Annotated in this window: 9 protein-coding genes; all 9 read right to left on the bottom strand. The window is 35.8% G+C overall.

From position 1 onward, the window contains the following. Nucleotides 1-42: 42 nt before the first annotated feature. Nucleotides 43-2,916 carry a glycosyl hydrolase gene (locus tag KFZ70_RS12090; RefSeq protein WP_139696316.1) on the bottom strand — a complete coding sequence of 958 codons (2,874 nt, stop codon included), beginning with the start codon at nt 2,914-2,916 and terminating at the stop codon, nt 43-45. 34 nt (nt 2,917-2,950) lie between these two features. After that, a complete protein-coding gene (locus KFZ70_RS12085) occupies nt 2,951-4,393 on the bottom strand; it encodes an arylsulfatase (RefSeq protein WP_139696317.1) in 1,443 nt (480 codons plus the stop codon). A gap of 41 nt (nt 4,394-4,434) precedes the next feature. After that, the gene (locus tag KFZ70_RS12080) at nt 4,435-6,816 is read right to left on the bottom strand and encodes an alpha-L-rhamnosidase C-terminal domain-containing protein (protein ID WP_139696319.1); all 2,382 of its coding nucleotides are present in this window, start codon (nt 6,814-6,816) and stop codon (nt 4,435-4,437) included. A gap of 292 nt (nt 6,817-7,108) precedes the next feature. Next, on the bottom strand, nt 7,109-8,521 hold the full coding sequence (locus tag KFZ70_RS12075) for an L-fucose/L-arabinose isomerase family protein (RefSeq protein ID WP_139696321.1): 1,413 nt from the start codon (nt 8,519-8,521) through the stop codon (nt 7,109-7,111). A gap of 109 nt (nt 8,522-8,630) precedes the next feature. After that, nucleotides 8,631-10,022, bottom strand: coding sequence for a sulfatase (locus tag KFZ70_RS12070; protein WP_233244031.1), 1,392 nt, complete (start codon nt 10,020-10,022; stop codon nt 8,631-8,633). Nucleotides 10,023-10,126: 104 nt separating this feature from the next. Then, on the bottom strand, nt 10,127-11,353 hold the full coding sequence (locus KFZ70_RS12065) for a mandelate racemase/muconate lactonizing enzyme family protein (protein ID WP_139696323.1): 1,227 nt from the start codon (nt 11,351-11,353) through the stop codon (nt 10,127-10,129). Nucleotides 11,354-11,398: 45 nt separating this feature from the next. Then, nucleotides 11,399-14,245 carry a glycosyl hydrolase gene (locus KFZ70_RS12060; RefSeq protein WP_158293198.1) on the bottom strand — a complete coding sequence of 949 codons (2,847 nt, stop codon included), beginning with the start codon at nt 14,243-14,245 and terminating at the stop codon, nt 11,399-11,401. 81 nt (nt 14,246-14,326) lie between these two features. After that, a complete protein-coding gene (locus KFZ70_RS12055) occupies nt 14,327-17,584 on the bottom strand; it encodes a glycosyl hydrolase (RefSeq protein WP_233244032.1) in 3,258 nt (1,085 codons plus the stop codon). Next, a complete protein-coding gene (locus KFZ70_RS12050; RefSeq protein WP_139696326.1) occupies nt 17,565-20,855 on the bottom strand; it encodes a family 78 glycoside hydrolase catalytic domain in 3,291 nt (1,096 codons plus the stop codon). Before KFZ70_RS12050 ends, KFZ70_RS12055 begins: the two co-directional genes overlap by 20 nt. Nucleotides 20,856-20,876: the final 21 nt, after the last annotated feature.

Here is a 20,876-nt window from a genome sequence, read left to right as displayed (position 1 = left end):
TTAGTTTTTGTTGAGAACAAAACTTTTCATAATTAACAAAATTCAATCAGTTTTTGTTGTTAAAATTTGTACAGGTCCAATTAATCCAGAAGGCAACAGCTCTGTATCTTTAGTAAACTTTCTGATATTGGTTTTAGTAAATTGTTCTTCTTCCTGCAAAAAGGCATCACCAATCAATCGATTTGGCCAAAGGTTTACAACGTCTATTTCTAAAGTGTTGCCTTTTGCCTTTACATGTGATGTTATGTTTACGCGGTATGGTTTTGACCAAGTAATGCCTAAATCAACACCATTCAATGTAACACGAGCCAATTCATGTATTTGTCCTAAATCTAGGTAAAGCTCTTGATTTGTATTTAAAATTTTAACATCAAAAGTTTTTCGATATGTAGCAGTCCCCGAGTAATATTTAACACCTGAGTTTTCGTGTTTCGACCAATCTAATAAATTTGGAAAAATGATAGATTCTGGTCCTCCCCAATTTTTATCAAAACTCACATTCCACGACCCTTCAATGTTTTGAACTGTTTTAAGTTGAGGCCAGTTTGAAACTGAATTTTGTATTGATATTGGTTCCTTAAAAACCACAAAATAAGAACTACAAGGGCCAAACTCCATAGGAATAATGGTTTTGCCATTTTCAACTTTAAAATTGGTTAATAGACGCGTTTCGCCAGTAACAGGATTCCATAATTCGGGTTGTTTGTTAACCACTCTAAAAGTACATGCTACTTTTTCAATAGGTTGCCATTTACTGGCAACGTAATAGATATCTGCATCTTCAGTTTTTCGGTGGATATAATCGATAACCCCTACATCACTTAAACCTGTACATTCAAAATCTTGAAGGATGTTTTTATTGAGTAAGACATCTCGGATGGATTTATTCCAAACAAAGGTTCCTTTGCCCATTTTATGTTCACCTTTTTCGAGATTACCCCAAATACGTTTGGTCAAATTTTGATACTCGGTAACATTATCTACATTACTCAACATCGAGGTTTCTATTTTACCCACAACTGTTGCGCCTTGTTCTGCAAGTTTTACTATTTTTTTTAGTGCTTTTAGTGATACAGGCGTTTTTTCGTCAATAACCAAAACCTTATAACTCATACCATCTGACAATACCAATTCGTTATTTTTGAATTCTAGTCTGCTTAACAAAACCTCTTCGTTACACTTATCATAATCGTAACCTTTACCTAAACTTTCGGGTGGATTTTTCATACCGTCCTCCCATTCAAATGCATCAGCTCCTGAGCGTAAACCGTGCCCGTTATAAAACAGTACATCAGCAACAAACAAACCTTGTTGTAGCATATAAGAGCAACGTGAAAGATAATCAACAAAGGGTCTTGACTGGTTCCACCACGTGTTGGTTCTATCAAAATGAGTACCTGCACTGTGTGTCAAACCAGGTACATCAGTAACCGAAGGACGATGCGAAAACGTGTGAAAGCAAATCCAATTGAGACCATCACAAAACGCCTGATCTGCAGCTGCTTTCATTTGAAAAGGAGAGACTTCCCAATTCGGCCCAACGGAAGTAAACGATTCAGCAAATACTTTTTTAATACCATAGGTATGTGCTGCTGTTGCCGCTTCACGCACCAAGAAACGCCCACTTGGTTTTTCTCTGTGCGGCGATGGCATCCAAAATTCTCCCATAGCTACATCACACTTGCTCACACATTTTTTTAAATCGGCTTGGTATTGGTGCGGTCCTGCGGCTTCGGCATAAGATTCTAGTTTGTGTTCGTGTGCAACTTCTTGTTGTCTTCCATAATGATTTTCTGAAATTAAATCACTAATCGTCAATCGAAAATCGTTTAAAAAATGTTCAGTTGTTTTATCAGATTCAATATTTACTCCGATTAATGCAGGCATGTATTTCACAATATCATAACCTCGACGAGTTTCAAATTCTTCTGGGAAATGTTTTGTCCAGTTTGGGTCGCCAGCTTCCCAGCTATCACATTCTACGTATTTAAAAGCTTGTCTTTCCTCAGGACTCATCTCCTCTAGTAAGGTTCCCACGGTTTTTTGCCAATGCAAATCGAAAGCTTCTTTACTTAAATGGTCGATGTAAAAAACACCACCTAAATTACGTCCGGTTGGACGGTAACCAAAACGAATAATACGCCAATTTCCTTTAGGAGCATTCCAGTTTAAATGGCCGTTTTCATCAAGCTTGTCGGTTATATTTATTATGTCGTTTATCGAAGGTGTTTTCTCCTCAAGAAAAGCCAAAATAGCAATGTCATTGTAGAAGGCATTTTGTGCGTCTTTTACGGTTTGATTTTCTCGTTGTCTTTTTGTTTGAACAGGAAGTTTAGGTTTTGGAAATTTTTGGTTGATTCTATTTCCTCCTTCAACCGATAGTTCACTCCAAACTAACTCTTGTTGCCCATAATTGGGAGTTACCCATGGCGCAGCACATCCTGCTGGACCAATAAACACACCAAAGTCTAGCCCTAGTCTTCCAGCTTCAAGCGAGGCAAAACGTACCATATCCCGCCATGGCTTCGACCAGGTTTCTAGTTTTTCATTAGGCTGACTCAGACTTCCGCCTTTGTATTCATCTGTAACTTCGTATCTGATTTTCGTAGTGTCAATGATGGTTTTCTTTTTCCATTTGTGGGGGCCAAAAGGACCTACACCACCGTCTAACACCATACATCCGGATAAGCCTTTGGCTTTCATTTCTTCCAAATCACGCGTAATAGCTTCTTTGTTGGTGGGTGTTTGCAACCACCACCACCAAGCTTGAGGTCGTACTTCGTGCGGTGGGTTTTTGAAGTTTTCTTCAAGAGCTTGATTTTCTGAACCACTGAACTTCAATACTGTTTGGCATGGAAACAGGCATTGTATTAAACCAATACTTATTACAAAAAAAATAAAAGATTTATTTTTCATGAAAACTCAAAAATTAAGTAAATAATTATTTTTTTTAGTGTCTTTTTACCAATGGAAATTCCGCATGTTCAGTTCGCGAAGTATTCATCAGTTTTAGTAAGACTTCGGCTTTTTTAGGATGCTGTTCAGCAATGTTATTCATCTCACTTACATCTTCATTTAAATTATAGAGTTCAATGGGCTTATCATGATATTTTACCGCTTTCCAATGATTTTGTCTTACGGCTTGAATAGGCCCTTTGCTTTCATTAAATTCCCAATACAGGTAATGATGTTGTGTTTGATTTTCAACATCTCCCAATAAGGTAGGCGCATAGGAAACGCCATCTATTTGATCATCTGAAGGTTCTAATCCAACCAATTCGCAGGCTGTGGGTAAAAAATCCCAAAAGGCAGAAATGTGATTGCTTGTGCTGCCCGCTTTAATGGTATTTGGCCAATACGCAACAAATGGGGTATGAATGCCGCCTTCGTATAGATCGCGCTTACGTCCTTGAAAATCGCCATTGCTATTAAAAAATTCGTCTTTTACATTATCGTATTCATGGCCGTTATCACTGGTAAACACAATTAGGGTATTCTTAGCAATACCAAGATCTTTTAATTGTTGCACTAAATCGCCAATATGTCTATCTAAAGTTGATACCATAGCAGCATAGGTAACGTGCCCATCCTCATCATGACGGTAATGACCTGGATTCATTTGTCGTTTTGGCCAACCTAAGTTTTTGTATTGTTCCTTTTCCTCTTCAGGAATGGTTAATTCAAAATGCGGAATAGTATAAGCCAAATACAAAAAGAAAGGGTTTTGATGATTCTTATTTATGAATTCGGTAGCCTTTTCTGTGAACAAATACTGAATATGTTGCCCTTCTTTGGTTTGATGATTATTACCCTCTAAGGTTAATTTTTTATCATTTTCATAAATATATTCCGGATAATAATGATGCGCCGGAGAATGTTGATTGAATCCATAGAAATAATCAAACCCTTGTTTATTTGGTAGGCCTTTATCTAAATTTTCAGCCAAACCCCATTTTCCAATAATTCCTGTGGTATAACCTGCCCGCTTCAGTTCTTCGGCCACCGTTACATCTTCGTTATTTATGTCAACAGGTTTGCCACTTGCTGTCCATCTTGGGTTTCCTCTCACTGTGGCGTGCCCAGTATGTTTACCTGTCATCAATACCGCACGAGACGGCCCGCACACGGAAGACCCGGTATAATGATTGGTAAATACCATGCCATTTTCGGCTAGTTTATCAATGTTTGGGGTTTTAATTTTGTCTTGACCGTTAAAACCTAAATCTCCATAACCCAAATCATCTGCTAGGATAAAAATAATGTTTGGTTTTTGAGCTACATTTTGATTTTCAACAAACGCTGTTTGATTTTTCACTTGCTTAGTCTTGCAACCCAATATGCTTATGGCAAGTGCCACAAAAAGGATTTTACAAGTTATTTTTAGTGGTTTCATTGTGAGTTATTTTTCCTACTTCAGAATTAAAACAAAAAGATTTATTGGTACTCAGCTTTCAAATTCCAAGCACCTGATGACACCTTAAATTTCAGAAATTGCGCATCATTATCAATAAATTCTAATCCTGAAAATTTCTTTTTTGATGTTCCATTTTTCCAAACAATTTTACCATTTATTTCAACAGTACTTATTTGTTTTTCAGCTTTTGGAATGCCAATAATAGCCGAAGTTTGTTCCGGAGATTCTAAATCTAATTGATAGGAATGATTTGTTTTATGCATTTGAATAACAATATCTCCTTTTACTGTTGGAATTGTTTTTTCTATTGATTTAAAATGTACTAATGTTGGCAAAATTTGAAATTCGCTCCAAGCCTCCTTAGTTGTCTCAACACCGGCTACATATTTTGACAATATGGTATTAGACCCATTCCAGGCGTGGTTATAACTTCCTTTGTTTCCAAATTTTTCGTAAAGTGTGGTCATACCTTCTTGGTCTACCTGACTTTGATACATCTCTTTCATGCGTTGTAAGGAAGCTTTTGGGCGTCCTGCAATAAACATGGCCTCTTCAGCCATCCATTCAAAATGCGGACTAGAAAAACGGTTCGGAATTAACACATTATCTACAATTTGATTGTAATATTCTGGGTTTGAAATTCCCGAGATAATGGCAATAGCATTCGCCCTATCATCCTTAAATTTTTCTGGATTGCTACTATAGAAACCATTTTTCCAAAACTTTTTTTCGTAAGCGCCTTTCATGGAAATCATGCGTTTTTTATACCATTTTACATGTGCATCTTCTCCTAAAACTTCTGCCATTTTTTTGGCTTCTCTTAAAGCTAAATAATAGAATGCCATTTGAATAGGTTGCTCATCAATAGTACCTTTTACGCCCCAATCCAGCCAATTCCAAGAATCTGGACTTTTACTTTTTCTATATTCTGGAAGTCCGTTTTCCTTCATAGGAAATAAATCTAAATACCTGAATAAATAAGGATATACAATCTCAAGGGTTTCTTTATCACCTGTATTCAAGTAATATGGCCAAACCACTTGAGCAATAAACTGTAAACTTTGACATACCAACTCACGCACACGTAATGGCCCTAAAGCACCAATTACATCATTCTCATTAAAGTAAACCGTTTGTAAAATAGCTTTTTTTAAGAGTTGACGACCGGCATTGTCCATAGCGTAAAACAAATATCCTGTTTGGTCTGCCACATCGCCAATCCACAACGCACGCTCACGGTCTGGGCAATCCATAAAATTATCACGAGCACAAACAAAAAGTGTATTGTTCCCCATATCCCACAAACGGTTGTAAAAAGGATCGTCTACTTTAAAACTACCTGCCATTTCACCTACGCTCATCCAGCGGTATTTCAAAGCTTTTACTTTTACACCTGCAGGAATTGTATATTGCACTTCATGCCCATTAAACCAAGAAAAACTCTCAAAAGCTTGAGTACCTCCTTTAGTTATATAAGTGGCATGTATTTTATTAAGTCTATTATCTGTAGTAATAAAAATAGTATCTCCAGCTTTGGCTTCAATTTCCAAAAAAGCCGTTACCTGTTTATTAAAAGGCAACTTACATTTTATGGTTTGTCCTTCACTTGTGAATGGCAACTTTAGCTCAGCATGATTTGCATAATTTACTAAACCATGATTCACCAAATGCGGTACAATATTTTTTTCTATGTTATACCAAGGTGCAACACCTACTTTTCCCTTTTCTGAAGCAGTCGTCCAATCAGTATCATTAAAACTTGGTGTATACCAAGCTTTATCTGACCAATCGTTTAAAGCTATAGAAGCATTAAACTTTACGGCGTATTGCACTAAAGATTTACTAGCTGGTTCTATAGTATTATCATAGCCTGGATGTTGTAAAACTTTCCAACTAGCGTCTGAAACTAAATGCTGATTCCCTATTTCTGAAGAAAATAATAAACCACCTTTTCCACTATCAATGTGGGTACCTTTGTGCGTTTCTCTTCCCCAAAACCATACTAAAACAGCAATGGTATTTTTTCCTTTTTTTAAATACGGTTGAATATTTACGGTTTCGTACCATGAATTTGCTGGCGTTATTTTTTCTTTTCGGTTCCATTCGCCAGCTTGACTTGGTCCTCTTGATAATCCGCCCTCAAAAATTACCATTTCTCCATTTACCCAAAGCCAAAATTTGCTATCTACAGAAATATGAGCTTCAACTTTTTCTGGAATTTCATCGATAGAAATAGTCTTTCTAAAACTCATCCAAGTATTTGAAGGACTATCTTCTTGTTGCCAAATCCATTGGGCATTATCCCAGTTAGGATTCGTAGCAAAAGTTGTTGTACTGATGATTAAAATAAGGAGTTTAAAAATGTTTGATAACCATTGATTTTGTTGAAGTTTAATCGACATTATTTAGAGGTTTGTTGTTAATTAATTTATGTTTTTAAAGGAAACGGAAAAATACGTATCCCTTCCATGATACTTATCCTGTGTTGTCATGGAATAGTGTAAAAATTTACTATTTATTATAGGAATTTAGCCTTCCAATAGCTCTGTTCTTTTTAGATGTAATGCCACAATAATCCTACTTTAAACTGCACATAAATCTAAACTTAAGACTGATATAAAACTATACCAAAGCTTCTCAGTTTTAGTTAAAACAGGTAATTATTCAACCTAAAACTGAGACTGTTTATTAACCCTAGCAAATCCTAACTACTCTTAAGTTAAGTAAACTCCCCAATTTCTCAATTTTATTAGCAATATGCCCCACACCGATAGCACAATGATGGGATGGTCCTTGTTTGGACCATTCGTTCATAAAAGCTCTAGCCCCAATTGAAAAGCGGTAACGACTATTAGTATTTCCAATATGTAGAACAGGCCCTTCAACAGATTCGCCTTCAGCTACTAGTAAGAACACATCGTCTTTTCCTTCTACAACTGATAATAAGGTTACAGGGCCATGCTTCACAGTCATTTGAATGGATAAGCCTTTTCCGGGTTTACCGTGATACACCGGTAATGGTACTAACTGTACATTGCCTTCGGCAATAGCAAAATGTGCAGGGCCATCATGACCAAGCATAACAATATCATCATTAAAATCCATGGCATAAAATTCAGAGAACGAACCACCAACACCAAAAGCATCCATGATTTTCATGGCTTGGGCATTTTTTACTTCATACTCACCAGCAACAGGCACATTTTTTCCGGTAAGCAACGTATTTCCTGCGATGACAGATGTTACTATATTTTCATATTCGTTAGCCGTTTCGCCTTCATAATAATAAGCCATAGAGCCCAAATTATGGTTTTCAACCAATTTGTCTAGAGCTATTGATGTTTTTGCTGCTCGAACTAATTCGGATTGTTCACAAGCATCTATAACCTGGAAGGTGCTTTGGAATTCCTTTATTTTCTCTTCCACGTCAGCATCGGTCACAGCATCACGATATTTCTTTACCTCACACATTTCTAAAATTTCGATATGTGTGCCAAAAGCAGCTGATTGCTTTGTTAAATCTGAATATACATCTAACATACCACAGTAATAATGTCCTAAAACCCCTAGCCTATTATTTGCCATTACCTTAGCAACATTTGCTGCATCAATCCAATCTTGAATATCATCCCAAACAGCTGATTCATCTAAATACCCAGTAACAAATTCATAATCTATTCCTGAACGGTTGAACACGTTGGCCAACTCTGGCACTGAACAGGCTTGACAATGGGCTAGCCATTCTCCGGTCATCACTCCTCTATCTCCCAGTTTGTTGAAACTCTCGTAGTCAATAGCGGCAACCGGCTGAATATTTAAAATAATGGTCGGACATTTTAATTTTTGAACTACAGGTAACACCGTTGATGATAAGGCATAGGTAGACACATACAAAAACAATATGTCGATATCTTCTTTTTTTAGAATTTCCGCTTTATCCCTTGCTACTTGAGGTGCATCTACCAAACCTACATTAATTACTTCGGCACCAAAACCTTCCATCTTATCTGCTATTTGTTGCTGATAGCCCTCCAATCGTTCTAATAAACCTTCAAACTGTGGCCAATAGGTGTCTAAACCAATACCAAATAATCCTACTTTTATCATTTATTTATTATTTAAAACTTTATCTACATTTTTTTTATCTAAATGTAATTAACCTACTCCTAAGTGTTATATCAGTATTATATACTAATAATACAGCTAATAGAATAATCTATTTTTTATTAGATGCGTCTAACTTAGAATGTAACTCATTCTTTAACTCATTGACTAACTCTATATGTTCCTCAGCTACATTTTTGGTTTCTTTTTCTGCTGTTGTATGATCATATAACTCTACAAATCCATCTTTATGGAGCGTCATTCTATGCGTTAATGTTCTAATCGTTGAAGCATTATTATTGTAAGCTATAACGTCGTGCCCAAGAGTATTCGGTGATTCTAATATATTTTTTAGCGACACACCGTGACAATACCCCGGAATTTCAATTCCAGCTAGATCACATAAAGTTGGGAAGATGTCTACTGTTTCCACAATAGCATTTGTATTTGCACCTTTATTTATCATTGTTGGATAATGAATTACTAAAGGAGCATGTAACGATTCCTCAAACAAACTGTGTTTTCCCCAAATGGCATGTTCGCCTAAGTGCCAGCCATGATCTCCCCAAAGGACAACTATAGTGTTTTTATCAGCTCCCGTTCTTTTCAATTCTGCAAGAATTTTTCCTACTTGAGCATCTGCATAACTTACACATGCAGCATAATGACGACGTACTTCATTGGCAAAATTGGCATCTCTGTTTGGATTTTTTCCCCAACTATTGTACTTCATAAATTCACCCGAACCATGCCAGGTGGTTTTTCCTTTTGGTTTTTGAGGATGCTTTATATCTGGAAAATCCACGCCATCATATTGATCATAGTACTTTTTTGGTGCACCAAAAGGCAAGTGTGGTTTTATAATTCCAACAGCTAGAAAAAATGGCCCCTTCCTACTATTGGCAAGTGTTTTTAATTGATGGATAGTTTCATCTGTAATGGCTCCGTCTGGATAAATATTATCATCTCCTTCTATGGTCTCAAACACATCCATATCTCCCGATTTCACTCTAATTTGTCCATTAGCCAAGCCATGCATCATACCACGTGGATGTTTCCATTCTGCAACTGGTATCAAATGTTTATCCCAGGCATTGGGCATTTCAATTTTAGTGCTATCATTCCAATTCTTACCACCTCTTCCTCCTGGATGATGAGATACTTTCCCTACAGAAACAGTTGTATAGCCATGCGATTTGAACCACTCTGGCATACTTCTATCTAATTCCTGTATACCTTCGTTTATTTTTTTTGCTCTTTGAAAAAGTGCATTATTTCCTGCTGGCCCATATTGTCCTGTTAACAAAGTGTATCTAGATGGTCCACAACTTGGAGAGTTCACGAAATGCTTTTGGAATCTAATGCCTTTTTCCGCTAAAGCATCGATATTAGGAGAACTAATATACTTTGCTCCAAAACTCTTTAACTCTGGGCGAAGGTCATCTACACAAATGAGTAGTATATTAGGTTTTTGATCAATTTTTTCTTGTTGACAATTCGTCAAGAAGAAAAAAAATAACATTACAAAAAAAATAGGTGCTATTTTTTTTTCTATCACTATTCTATTTTTTATCATTTTAAACAGTCTACTAAAAATTTATATTTACACTAAACTTCAACATATAATTCACTTACTTTTTTTAAACGATCCGTATCTAATTCTACGCCAAAACCTGCCTTTGGCTTAAATGAATAATAACCATGCGATTCTTTTTTAGTGGGTTTATGTATCAAACAATCTAAATACTTTTTTGAGTCTTCCTTTTTCTCAATGGCTTCTACCCAAGTAGCTCCAGCACCAACAGCTATTTGTTGCCATGCTGAACAAGCTGGTCCTACCAAACTATCATCGCCTATCATAACTTTTGCATTCATTTCTTGTACTTTATGAACCAATTGAACCGTGTGTTTAAAGCTTCCCATGGTAGAAGGATGCAAATTGTAAATTCTTCCCATGCCTGATTTAATTACTTGTAGGCCTTTCCAAGCTGGACGTAATGGTGCATCAGGAATTAAATCTAAGTTTCCAGATAGTTTTTGTAATTCTATCCATTGATTAACATTTAAATGTGCAGGGTCTTCAATAGCATTTAACCCATTATTTCTAAAGGTATTTAAAATAGCTCCAAGTTGCTTTAAGGTTTTATTTTTGTAACCTTTATTAACATCCGAAATCACAGTAGCTTCTTCACCTAAAACATCTCTAACACTATTTAGTAATTTTAAATCGACCTCTTGATTGCCATACATTTTAAATTTCATGTGATGCCCTAGGTGTTGTTCGATACTTTTTTCTGCTTCTTCTCTAACTTTTTTTTCGTCTTTATCTAGTATACAATACAGACCTGGAACAGGACTTCGTCCTGATAAGCCTAATAATTCTGTAGCAGATTTATTTTGAAGTCTTCCTGATAGATCTAAAAGCCCCATATCTAAAGACTCTAACATTTTTAAAGATCGTTTTGAACCCAATACTTGCTCTGATGCTAATAATTTTTGGGCTTCTCTTAGCGTTAATCCTTTAAATTGTTTTAAATATTTAACCCAATCCGTTGGTGTAAAATCAGGGTTGTTTTTTGAAGCTGGAGTTTCTGTCCAACCATAAAAATCTCCTGAAGAAATCTTGATAAAGAAATGCTGACGGTTATGCCATGTGCCCCATGAAAAATACCGAGGTATATTGATATCGTATCGAAAGATTTCGATTTTTGTTATTTTTTCATTTAAATACTCATTTCTAGTTTTCCCTACATAAGATGACAACCATGGATATGTAGCTCCTGCGATACCTAGAGCCGATATACTTTTTATAAACTTGCGTCTATTTGTTTTCATAACTTTTGTTTTTATCAAGCAACGTTCATGGCCGTTAATAATGCCCTATTTCTTAACTAATGTAATTGGGCCTTCAATACCTGTTGGCACTAAATCTTTATAGCGCCTTGTCCAAGTTTTTGCCATTTCATTATTTTTAAGTGATTTGGCATAATTTGCTAAAACAGTTGTATAATGAATTTCAATCTCATTCTCTCCCTTCTTGAGGTAATCTGAAATTGAATAGACTGCTTTTCCGTACCAGCGCTTTCCAATGTTTTCCCCATTTATATATAATTCAGTTACACCTTCGTTTACATTTCCTAAATCTAAATGCGTAAAACCTTCTGCGTTATTAATAGTTGTTTTGTAAACAATCTCACCTCCAAACGTATTTTGAGTACTATCTGTTGATTTACTAAAATCAGTAAGCGTGGGCATATCCCAAATAAATACTTTCTCATCTTTTCGTTTACCAATGACTTTCCAATGAACATCAAGTACTTTTGATTCTTTTATTTTAGTCACAACTTCAATGGCTTTTTCTAAAGGCCTTTTATCTTCAAAAACCAACAGAAGAGATTCCAAAGGATTCAAAATGACACCTAACTCATTTGAATTTGACACAAAATAATAGGGTGTTTTCTCTCCTGTTTCAGGATTCCAAACATATGGATATTTGCCATTTACAGGAAATTTAGCGTCAAATGATGTTGTACTATAACGGTGTACATTGGTAAAGAAATAAATATCTTTATCATTGGTATATTGATGTATTTGATACACATTTTCAGAAGGGTGACTTATTTCCACATCAGCTGCTAATTGAGTTGTTTTCAGAATAGCTTTCGTCCAGTTAAATAATACTTCAATAGAGTCCGGTTGTTTCACCTGGATGAGTGATTCAGGATAATTTCTCAATAAACCTGTCATGGTATTATTAACTAAATTGTCATTCTTTTCATATTCTGAAAAATGTAAAGACTTCAATGGCAATTGATCTATGACAATAATTTTACCACCGAATTCTACAAATAGCTTGATATTCTCTGCTGCCTTCGGACTTAATGATTTTAAACTAGCAAGCACTAATAATTTGTAAATCATACTACCATAGGTAATTCCCTTTTCATTTATAGTAGCCCTTTCAAGAACACCTTGATTTATATATTCAGCAGAATATCCTAATTGACTTATGGGTTGCCATAATCTATACAAGTACTCAGGTTCCATATGGAAAGGCATTCTTGCTAAACCTTTATCTCCCCAAAGATCTGCAGTTGGCCCTAAAATAGCAATAGATTTATCAGCTTGAGAATTTTGAAATATGTAGGATAATCTGGAATTATAATCTATCCAATTAGGCAAGTGTTTCCACCAAGTGTTTTGCTCACTAAAATAAGTACCATAACGTATCCAACCAGGAAAAGGCACTTCTGGCGGTGAATAATTATAACCATGTAATACGGAATGGTTAATTCCGGTTATGAAATTCATATCATCATGCTGCTTTATTTCTTCAAGTGTCGCTTTAAATACACCTCCCAGATTGGTCATGGTTTCACAACTTGTAATCTTTTTATCTGTTAGATGCGCTCCCGCTGAAGCATACATATTCCAAATCATATAGCCGTGTGATTGTTTCCAATCCCAAATAGAATCTTTCATCTCAACAGTATATATCCAATTGTTGCTCTCGGGTATATCTGGTATCATGTAACCATCTAACATGCCCATTAAAAAAGGCGTACCATAAGCCTGATAGCGGCATAGAATGTTATTTTCTTTACAAAAATCTTTATAGGTTTGGGTGAAATTTTTTAAGAATACTTCAACCAATAATTTATTATAATCATGGCGCACGCGCTTTAACTTATCTTTAAACTCAGGAGTGAAATTTTTAGAATACGTCCCTTGTGCGTAGTTGCCATTAGCCTGATAAAAAACAAAGGGCAACCAATTATCTAATTTATAGCCATAGGCCTCAAAAAACAGATGTTCAAAACCATTGGTCCAGTTTGCTCCAGATACTTCAATACTATCACAAAGTATGGCTCGAATTAAACCACTAAGCGGAATACCTGAACGTTCAGATATTTTCTTCATGCGATTTAAATACGCCAAGGTCATTTCCTTTTTATAATGGTCCATTACAGGACCAGCTCCACCCAGAGCACCCAAAGTAACATCTCGAAAGTTTTGCTGAATTAAACCATAAGACAAAACATAATTACCTTTTTGTTTTATCTCATAAAAGATTTTTCCGTTGGCATCTATGTGGTTTTTTAAATCGATTATTTGATTTATATCTTTACAATTTTCAGGCACTAATTTTATATAAGACAATCTGTATGTTGTTCTTTTACTAATGTGCTTTTGAGCTCTCGTATTTTTATACTTTTCTTTATATAATTGTATCAACCCAGCTTCATCAACATCTATAGTTTCTCCATATTTATATGAGATATAATCTGAAACCATACGTTGAGACGTTTCATCATCTTTCAGAAATTCACCTCCAAAAGGCCAACCTGTTCCAGCAATGATGTCGACGATCATTCCTAAATCTTTGGTTTTTTTACAAGCATGAACTACCATATCAATCCATTCATCACTCATCCAAACTAAGGATTCATCACCGTTATCAGGACCTACAGGCATTGCTATAGGATTAATTTCTACACCACCAAAACCAACACTATGCAAAGACTTTAATTCTCTATCTAGTTCACTTGCCTTAACTTTATTTCCGTTCCACCACCAACGCACAAAAGGACGTGCTTCTGCAGGTGGATTTTGAAAACCACTGTATAGATCCTGGATAAACTTTCCATCATTTTGAGCCCTACAAGAACTTAAAATCAACAAAAAGAATAATAGATATATTAAATTTCTTGTGTTTTCTTTTTTCACTAAAATCTTTTTATACCCCATTTTTACCTAATTAAAGTATTTTATTATTCACATACTGGTTTTACGTTTTGAAAACTAAAATCAATACGCTACAAACTCGATACTTACTGGCCCCAATAAGCCTGAAGACTGTAATTTTGATTTTGGTTTAATATCATCAGTAACTAACCAAGTATATTTTTCATTTTCTGGTCGTTGTTTGTCTTTTATCAATTGGTTTCGCCATAAATTAACAACTTCTATCTCCAATTGATTTTCGCCGTTTTTTAGTGTTTCTGATATATTTAAACGATAAGGAGCTACCCAAAGACCTCCAAGGTCTTTTCCATTTAATTTTACCTTAGCCATTACAGAAAGCTTTCCTAAATTGATAAATACCTCCTGATTTTTAGGAAGTTTACCCACACTGAAACTAGTCGTATAGGTCGCTGTACCTGAATAGTATTTAATTTGCTCGTTTTCTGATTTAGCCCAATCTTCAAGAGTACTAAAAACAACAGGTTCTTTAGGACCGATTTCTTTATTTGAGAAATCCACTTTAAAAGGATTTTTTAAATTACATAATTTTTCAAATGCAGGAAAATTTTCAGTATGAGCGGGTTCGGCCAACAACTTATTGTCTTTAGCAAACACAATAAACCAGCTTTGAGAAGCTTCTAATTTTAAAGGTAATTTTAGTCCCGTTTTCATCATTTCAAAATCAGGTAATCTTCTAATTTTACCAGAAACTGCATCCCAAAGTTGTGGTTTCAAATCTTTATTTACTCTAAAAACTGGAGACAATTCTATTGCTACATCACTTTGGTTTGTGATAAAATAAATATCCATTTCTGGCGTAGCTCTGTGTGTCCATAATACAGGTGCATCCTCAGGAACTTCAACGTCTTTCGCCAAATTTAAATCTGCAAACACTTCTGATAATTCGTAACCATCAAACACTTTACCCTGCCCATAGGGTTTGAACATTTTTTGATTTTTGTAATTTCCATTCCACATCTTACTGGCAATGGTTTTAACGATTTTGTCACTTTCTGGATAATTTTGTAAACTTGGCGATTTCTCTGGTTTTGGTCCTAAAATTACGCCACCCTGCTGGACCAACTCTTCTATCTTTTTTAGCAACTCTGGACGCATTGTTATGAATGGTGGTAAAACCATTACGTTATAAGACATACCATCTGGCAACACAAAGCGTCCATCTTTTACAGACAATCTGTTTAGAATTACTTCGGCATTGATATAATCATACGAATATCCTTTTGGAATTTCAGGAACACGCCCACCCGTCATTATTGGTGCATCTTCTCCAATAAAATAACACACATCTGCTACATATTTACCTTGTTGTAATAAATGTTGACAACGACGTAAATAATCAAAATAAGTGTCTGCTTGACTAAACCAAGTGTTGTGACGGTTAAATTCTGTACCAAACCAAGCATTCATTCCTGGTTTACGATTATCGTCTGGCTGTTGAATGTAAAGATGCAATACAAAATGATTGATGCCTTCTGTTAAAGCCCAATCGCCTCGTTTTTTTAATAGGGCTGGATGCCTAAGATATGTTTTTCGAGAAGCTGTAAATGCTTCTGCAGAAGTTATCGGTTTTCCGTAGGTGTGAGATGTTGATGAAGAGGCTTTACATTCTATATTACCTAACGTTCCTTCGTTCCAAAACTCACCAGAGATCAAATCCGATTGGCCACCATACATCATAAATTCACTAGTAAAACCCCAATGACCATAATTCTCTAACCAGGTTTTTAAATTATGCTTATTACTTGCTTCTTTAAGGCCTCCTACATATTGGTACGCCACATCATCTGCAATAGAACGACGTAAATCCCACAGAAAACGTTCGGATAATTCCACGCTTCCAACAATTCTACCAGACAGCACCGGTAAAAATGGCATAGGGTCGTATCCGTATTTTTCTTTGAACTTCACTTCATAACCATCTGTCCAGTTTTGAGAGCCTTGTTCGTAGCTATCTGCCACAACATATTTAAAAGCAGATTTGCTTTCTTCGGGAATACGTTTTAAAAATTCACCTACAAAATTATCAAAATGATATTGTGCCAAACCACTATTCATTTTATCGATTTCATAACCTACACCCTGCGGTGCAGCTGGCGCATTTTTTGTACCTGTTGGTGTCATTCCCATGCGCATAATTGTCCAATTCCCCTCAGGTGCATCCCAATTGAGAACACCAGCTTCATCTAATTTATCACTCAAATCTATAACCTCATCTGGGTTAACGGTAAAACTCTTGTTTTTCAATCCTTCTTGTCTTCCAAAAATGTAGGTATCCCAATCAGGCTTTGGTGTAGAATGCATTTTACCCAATTGCTTTTCAATGTATTTATCCAATACAGGAGCTTCCGAAATGTTTATTTCTGCAAATCCATAACCCTTACCTTTGGTTCTAAAACTGGTGCATTTAAGTATAAATTTACTGGCTTTAGTTTCTGGCAAAACAGTAGCGAAATCACCTGTTTCAATAGATGCCACATTTGGCGTAATTCGAAAACGGTCGAACTGAAACTCTTTTACAAGTTCTTCTTTACCATTTACAACTGCAAATAAACTCATATTACATTTGAACGCTCTACTTGGAATAATAGTTATAGAACGTGCTGTAATAGGTTCAGCAAGATCAAAACTAATTTCTAAAGTTTCTCCTTTTTTTGGTTCAAAGCTGGTATCTGCTTCCTTAATGCCATCAGACAAAACGCTTACATCAACATCGTTCAAATTGGAAGTGATTTTTGTGGGAATAAGTTGTGTACTTCGTTTTTCAAAATCTGAAGATTTGAACGCAAAGGTATGTGTGTCTTGAAACCTTTCTTTTGGTTTTTCTAATCGTAACGTCAATGTTTTACCACCTGAAACCTTGGTTTCACCGTAAGTCAAATAACGCATAGCCTTGGTATAATCTACCCAAGGACCACCACTTTGACTCCAACCAGGACAATTGAAAATACCAATATCTACACCAATACGTTTGCCTTCTTCTACTGCATGCACCATATGACTCCACCAATCTTCACTCAACATGGGTACTTTTCCATCTTTATGAGCCGGGTTTATATTGCCAATGAGCGCACCACCAATACCTGCTTTTTTCATGGCCAATAAATCTTTGGTAATACCATCTTTCGAGATATCATCATTAATCCAATACCAATAGCACCATAGATTATTTTCCTCTTTAAGATTTATAAAATCAGATTGAACGCGTTCATAGTTTTGAGAATCATTGCACCCAATAAGAAGATATGTAATACACACTAAAATTAGTCTTAGACTATTCTTGCTATTTCTGATTTTCATCATTAAAAATTTTTAATTCTTTTATTGATGGCGCTTGTTTGGCATCCACTATAAATAATCTGCATTTTGTAGATTGTACCACATCAAATTGATGTGTTTTATTTACACCACAATAGGTTCCATTTACAAGATCCTTCCATCGGCCATTATCCCAATACTGCAATTTGTAAGAAGTTATATTGTTCTCAAATTCATCAATAATAATTTGATTGAATATTTGTGGTTTTACCCACTCTACTTCTAAATATTGATTTTTAAATTCTCCAGCCAACCAACGTGTTTCATTATTTTCATCATTGGCTTTAAAAGCTTCAAAGCCTGGCAGCTTTTCAGTTTCTATAAACATTGAAGAGGCATTCATTCGGCCCAAAGTGGCTAGATTCTGAGATTCCTTTATCGGATTGGGAAAGGATACTTTTGGTAAGGCTTCCACATGGAAATCATAAACACCCGACATGACATTATAAATGACATAATTCCCTACCGCATCGTTTTTTTCAGTTCCTATATAGGTTATTCCTTCTGAGCTATCCGCTAGATCACTGCCTTCTTTTACTACTTCTTTACTCATAGCTGGCAGATATACTTTAGCTGTTGTATTGGCTGGGATTTGAATATGAAAGGTTGCACTGTTATTGTCTTTTTTTGCCCAATTCACAACCACATTACCATACATGGATTTGTAGGTTGTATTAGCAAAAGTCAAGTCACCAACAACAGCAGGTTTAATCAACATGTATTGCATTCCAGGACTTTCAGGGTCGGGACGAATACCCCCAAAACCTTTAATAAAATAACCACCTATACCTGTATAACAAGTATGGATCTGACTAACCCCAACTGCCGACCAACGCTCTGGCCATACGGTTTTACCCTGTTCAATAAAATAGCCATAACTGGGATGATGCTTGTCTTGCAGTAATTCATAAATTAAATCCATACGCTCCCCTGAATCCGTAAAATAACGCGTATAAAGGGCTTGCCCAGAACTTCCTGTATCATAATACGGAAATTTATACAAAACATTATCTACCAAATTATCATACACTTTTTGGCGTTCAGATTCGGGTGTTACACCCGTTAACAGCGCAAAGGCTTGGTCTACTTGTTGTCCGTTCACATATTTTCCAGTTTCTTTATTATAGGATAATTTATGTGTTGCTTTTCGTTGAATGTTTAACCTATCGGAATATAATTTCACATCGTCGGTTTTTCCGAGAGCTGAAGCCATCTTAACTGCATTATCTAACATATAAGCATATATACAATTATTGAAATGAATGGCTTCAGGTGAATTACTACTTGTCCAAAAATTACCTCGAGGCGTACACCAATCACCTAAACCAGGGAATTCTCTTGCCCCGCGCTCGCCAGTTTTAAGTGCTCCACCTGTTTCATAATTTGAATGTTCATACATCCATGCCATCCATTTTTGCATAGACGTATAATTATCTTGAAGCACTTTTTTGTCGCCTAACATATTATAGGTTTCCCAAACCGTTAAAGGATTATTTGCCTTCCACATTAAAAATGGTCGGTCATTTTCATTAACGATACCACGAATTTGACCATCAGGCAATTGGGCATCACGAGTATATTGAAGATATTGATCCATATAAGCCCCACTCTCAAAATTTGGAAGCGCATCGCCATACATAGCTGCAACCGTCACTTCTCCCCAACCACGACGCTCCCTATGGGGACAATCTACTAGAATACCATCCATAGTATTGGCAATGTACGTGTCTAAGTTGATTTGATAAATTTTGTTTAATTGCTCACTTGACGAATCAAACTTGCTAATAATTTTTCGGTCATTAGTAACTACATAGCCTTTTATATCTTCAAGTTTTGGCTTATAATTTAACCCATAAACGGTAACCCATCTTCCTCCTGAAACATTAAACCTGTTAGTAAATTTGCCTTTACCAGATTTACCATAAATGTATTTACTCTTCTGATTCCAATTCATTATTTTTTCTGTTTGATCACTAATTTCAAACAGAATAGAATCGCCTTCAACACCTCTATATAAATTCATTTCAAAAAAACCAGTGTAGTTCTCGCCCATATCAATGCGGTAAGTACCATCTTGATTATCCTTAATTCCAATAGGGGTTACTTCCTTATATTTAACTTGTGGCTCAACCCTTTGCGCACTTAACTGTGCTGTAATTCTACTATATTTTCTGTTTTTAAATTTATTTTTTCCAATTAACTCATCTTCTTTTACTTCAACGTTTTCATTGATTCTATCCAGTTGAGCATTAAGTTCTTGTGGATTATAAACACTAGCATTCATCCAAAGGCTATCATCATAGTCTGCCGTATTCCAGTCATTTTCCTGCCTTCTATCATCAATGGTTTCACCTCCAAAATCAAGAATATCCCAATCACCATAATAAGAACTGTGGCTTTTTTTGCATTTCCAAGTTTCGTCCGTACCAAAAGACATACGATTTGAATGGGTTTGAATTTCAGCCTGTGCCTTAAACACAAAGGGCGGATTTCGATATTCTGTAATGCGGTCCCACCGAGCCCAGCCAGCAGCATGCCAAATGGCTATCACATTGTTCCCAATTTTAAGAAAATCAGTGATATCATAGGTCAAATAGGGAATCCTTTTTTTCATATAAGATGATACCGGATTCATCACATTATCAGTTACTTTTTTTCCGTTCACATACAATTCATGATACCCAAAGGATCCTACATAAACAAAGGCCGACGATACTTCTTCTGTTAAACTAAAGGTTTTTCTATACCAATTATGGTCGGTTTTCTTCTGATCAATTTTATGAATCCATTCGCCTTTCCAATCGGCATTACCCAATAGTCCCGTAGAGAATTTCCCATACTCACTCCAGTTAGATTCACCGCCTGAAACATCCCAAACTTTGACCTTCCAGAAGTATTGTTTAGTAGATTCTAGTGTTTGACCTTGGTAGGTATTATTAACGGATTGATTGGAGTTTACTTTTCCCGAATCCCAAACATCTCCAATATTTTTGTTCAAAACATTCAAACTACTGGCAACTAATATTTGATAAGCTGTTTGTTTCTGACCTCTTGTTGAATTAACCTCAACTAGCTTCCAACTTAATCTTGGAGCCGTATTATCAATACCTAAAGGATTCGTACGATATTCACATTTTAATTCTGAAACAAATACTTCTGAAAAATCGCTACAGCTGGCAAATAAAACTAACACAGCTAGGAGTTGAATTGAAAAAAATAACTTTCTTGAAAATGTGATACTTAATTGCGTTCTCATGTTGATGATTTAACTATAAAT

This window comes from Allotamlana fucoidanivorans (genome assembly GCF_045788535.1).
Classification (GTDB): Bacteria; Bacteroidota; Bacteroidia; order Flavobacteriales; family Flavobacteriaceae; genus Allotamlana; species Allotamlana fucoidanivorans.
This window is presented reverse-complemented; position numbering and strand designations above follow the sequence as displayed.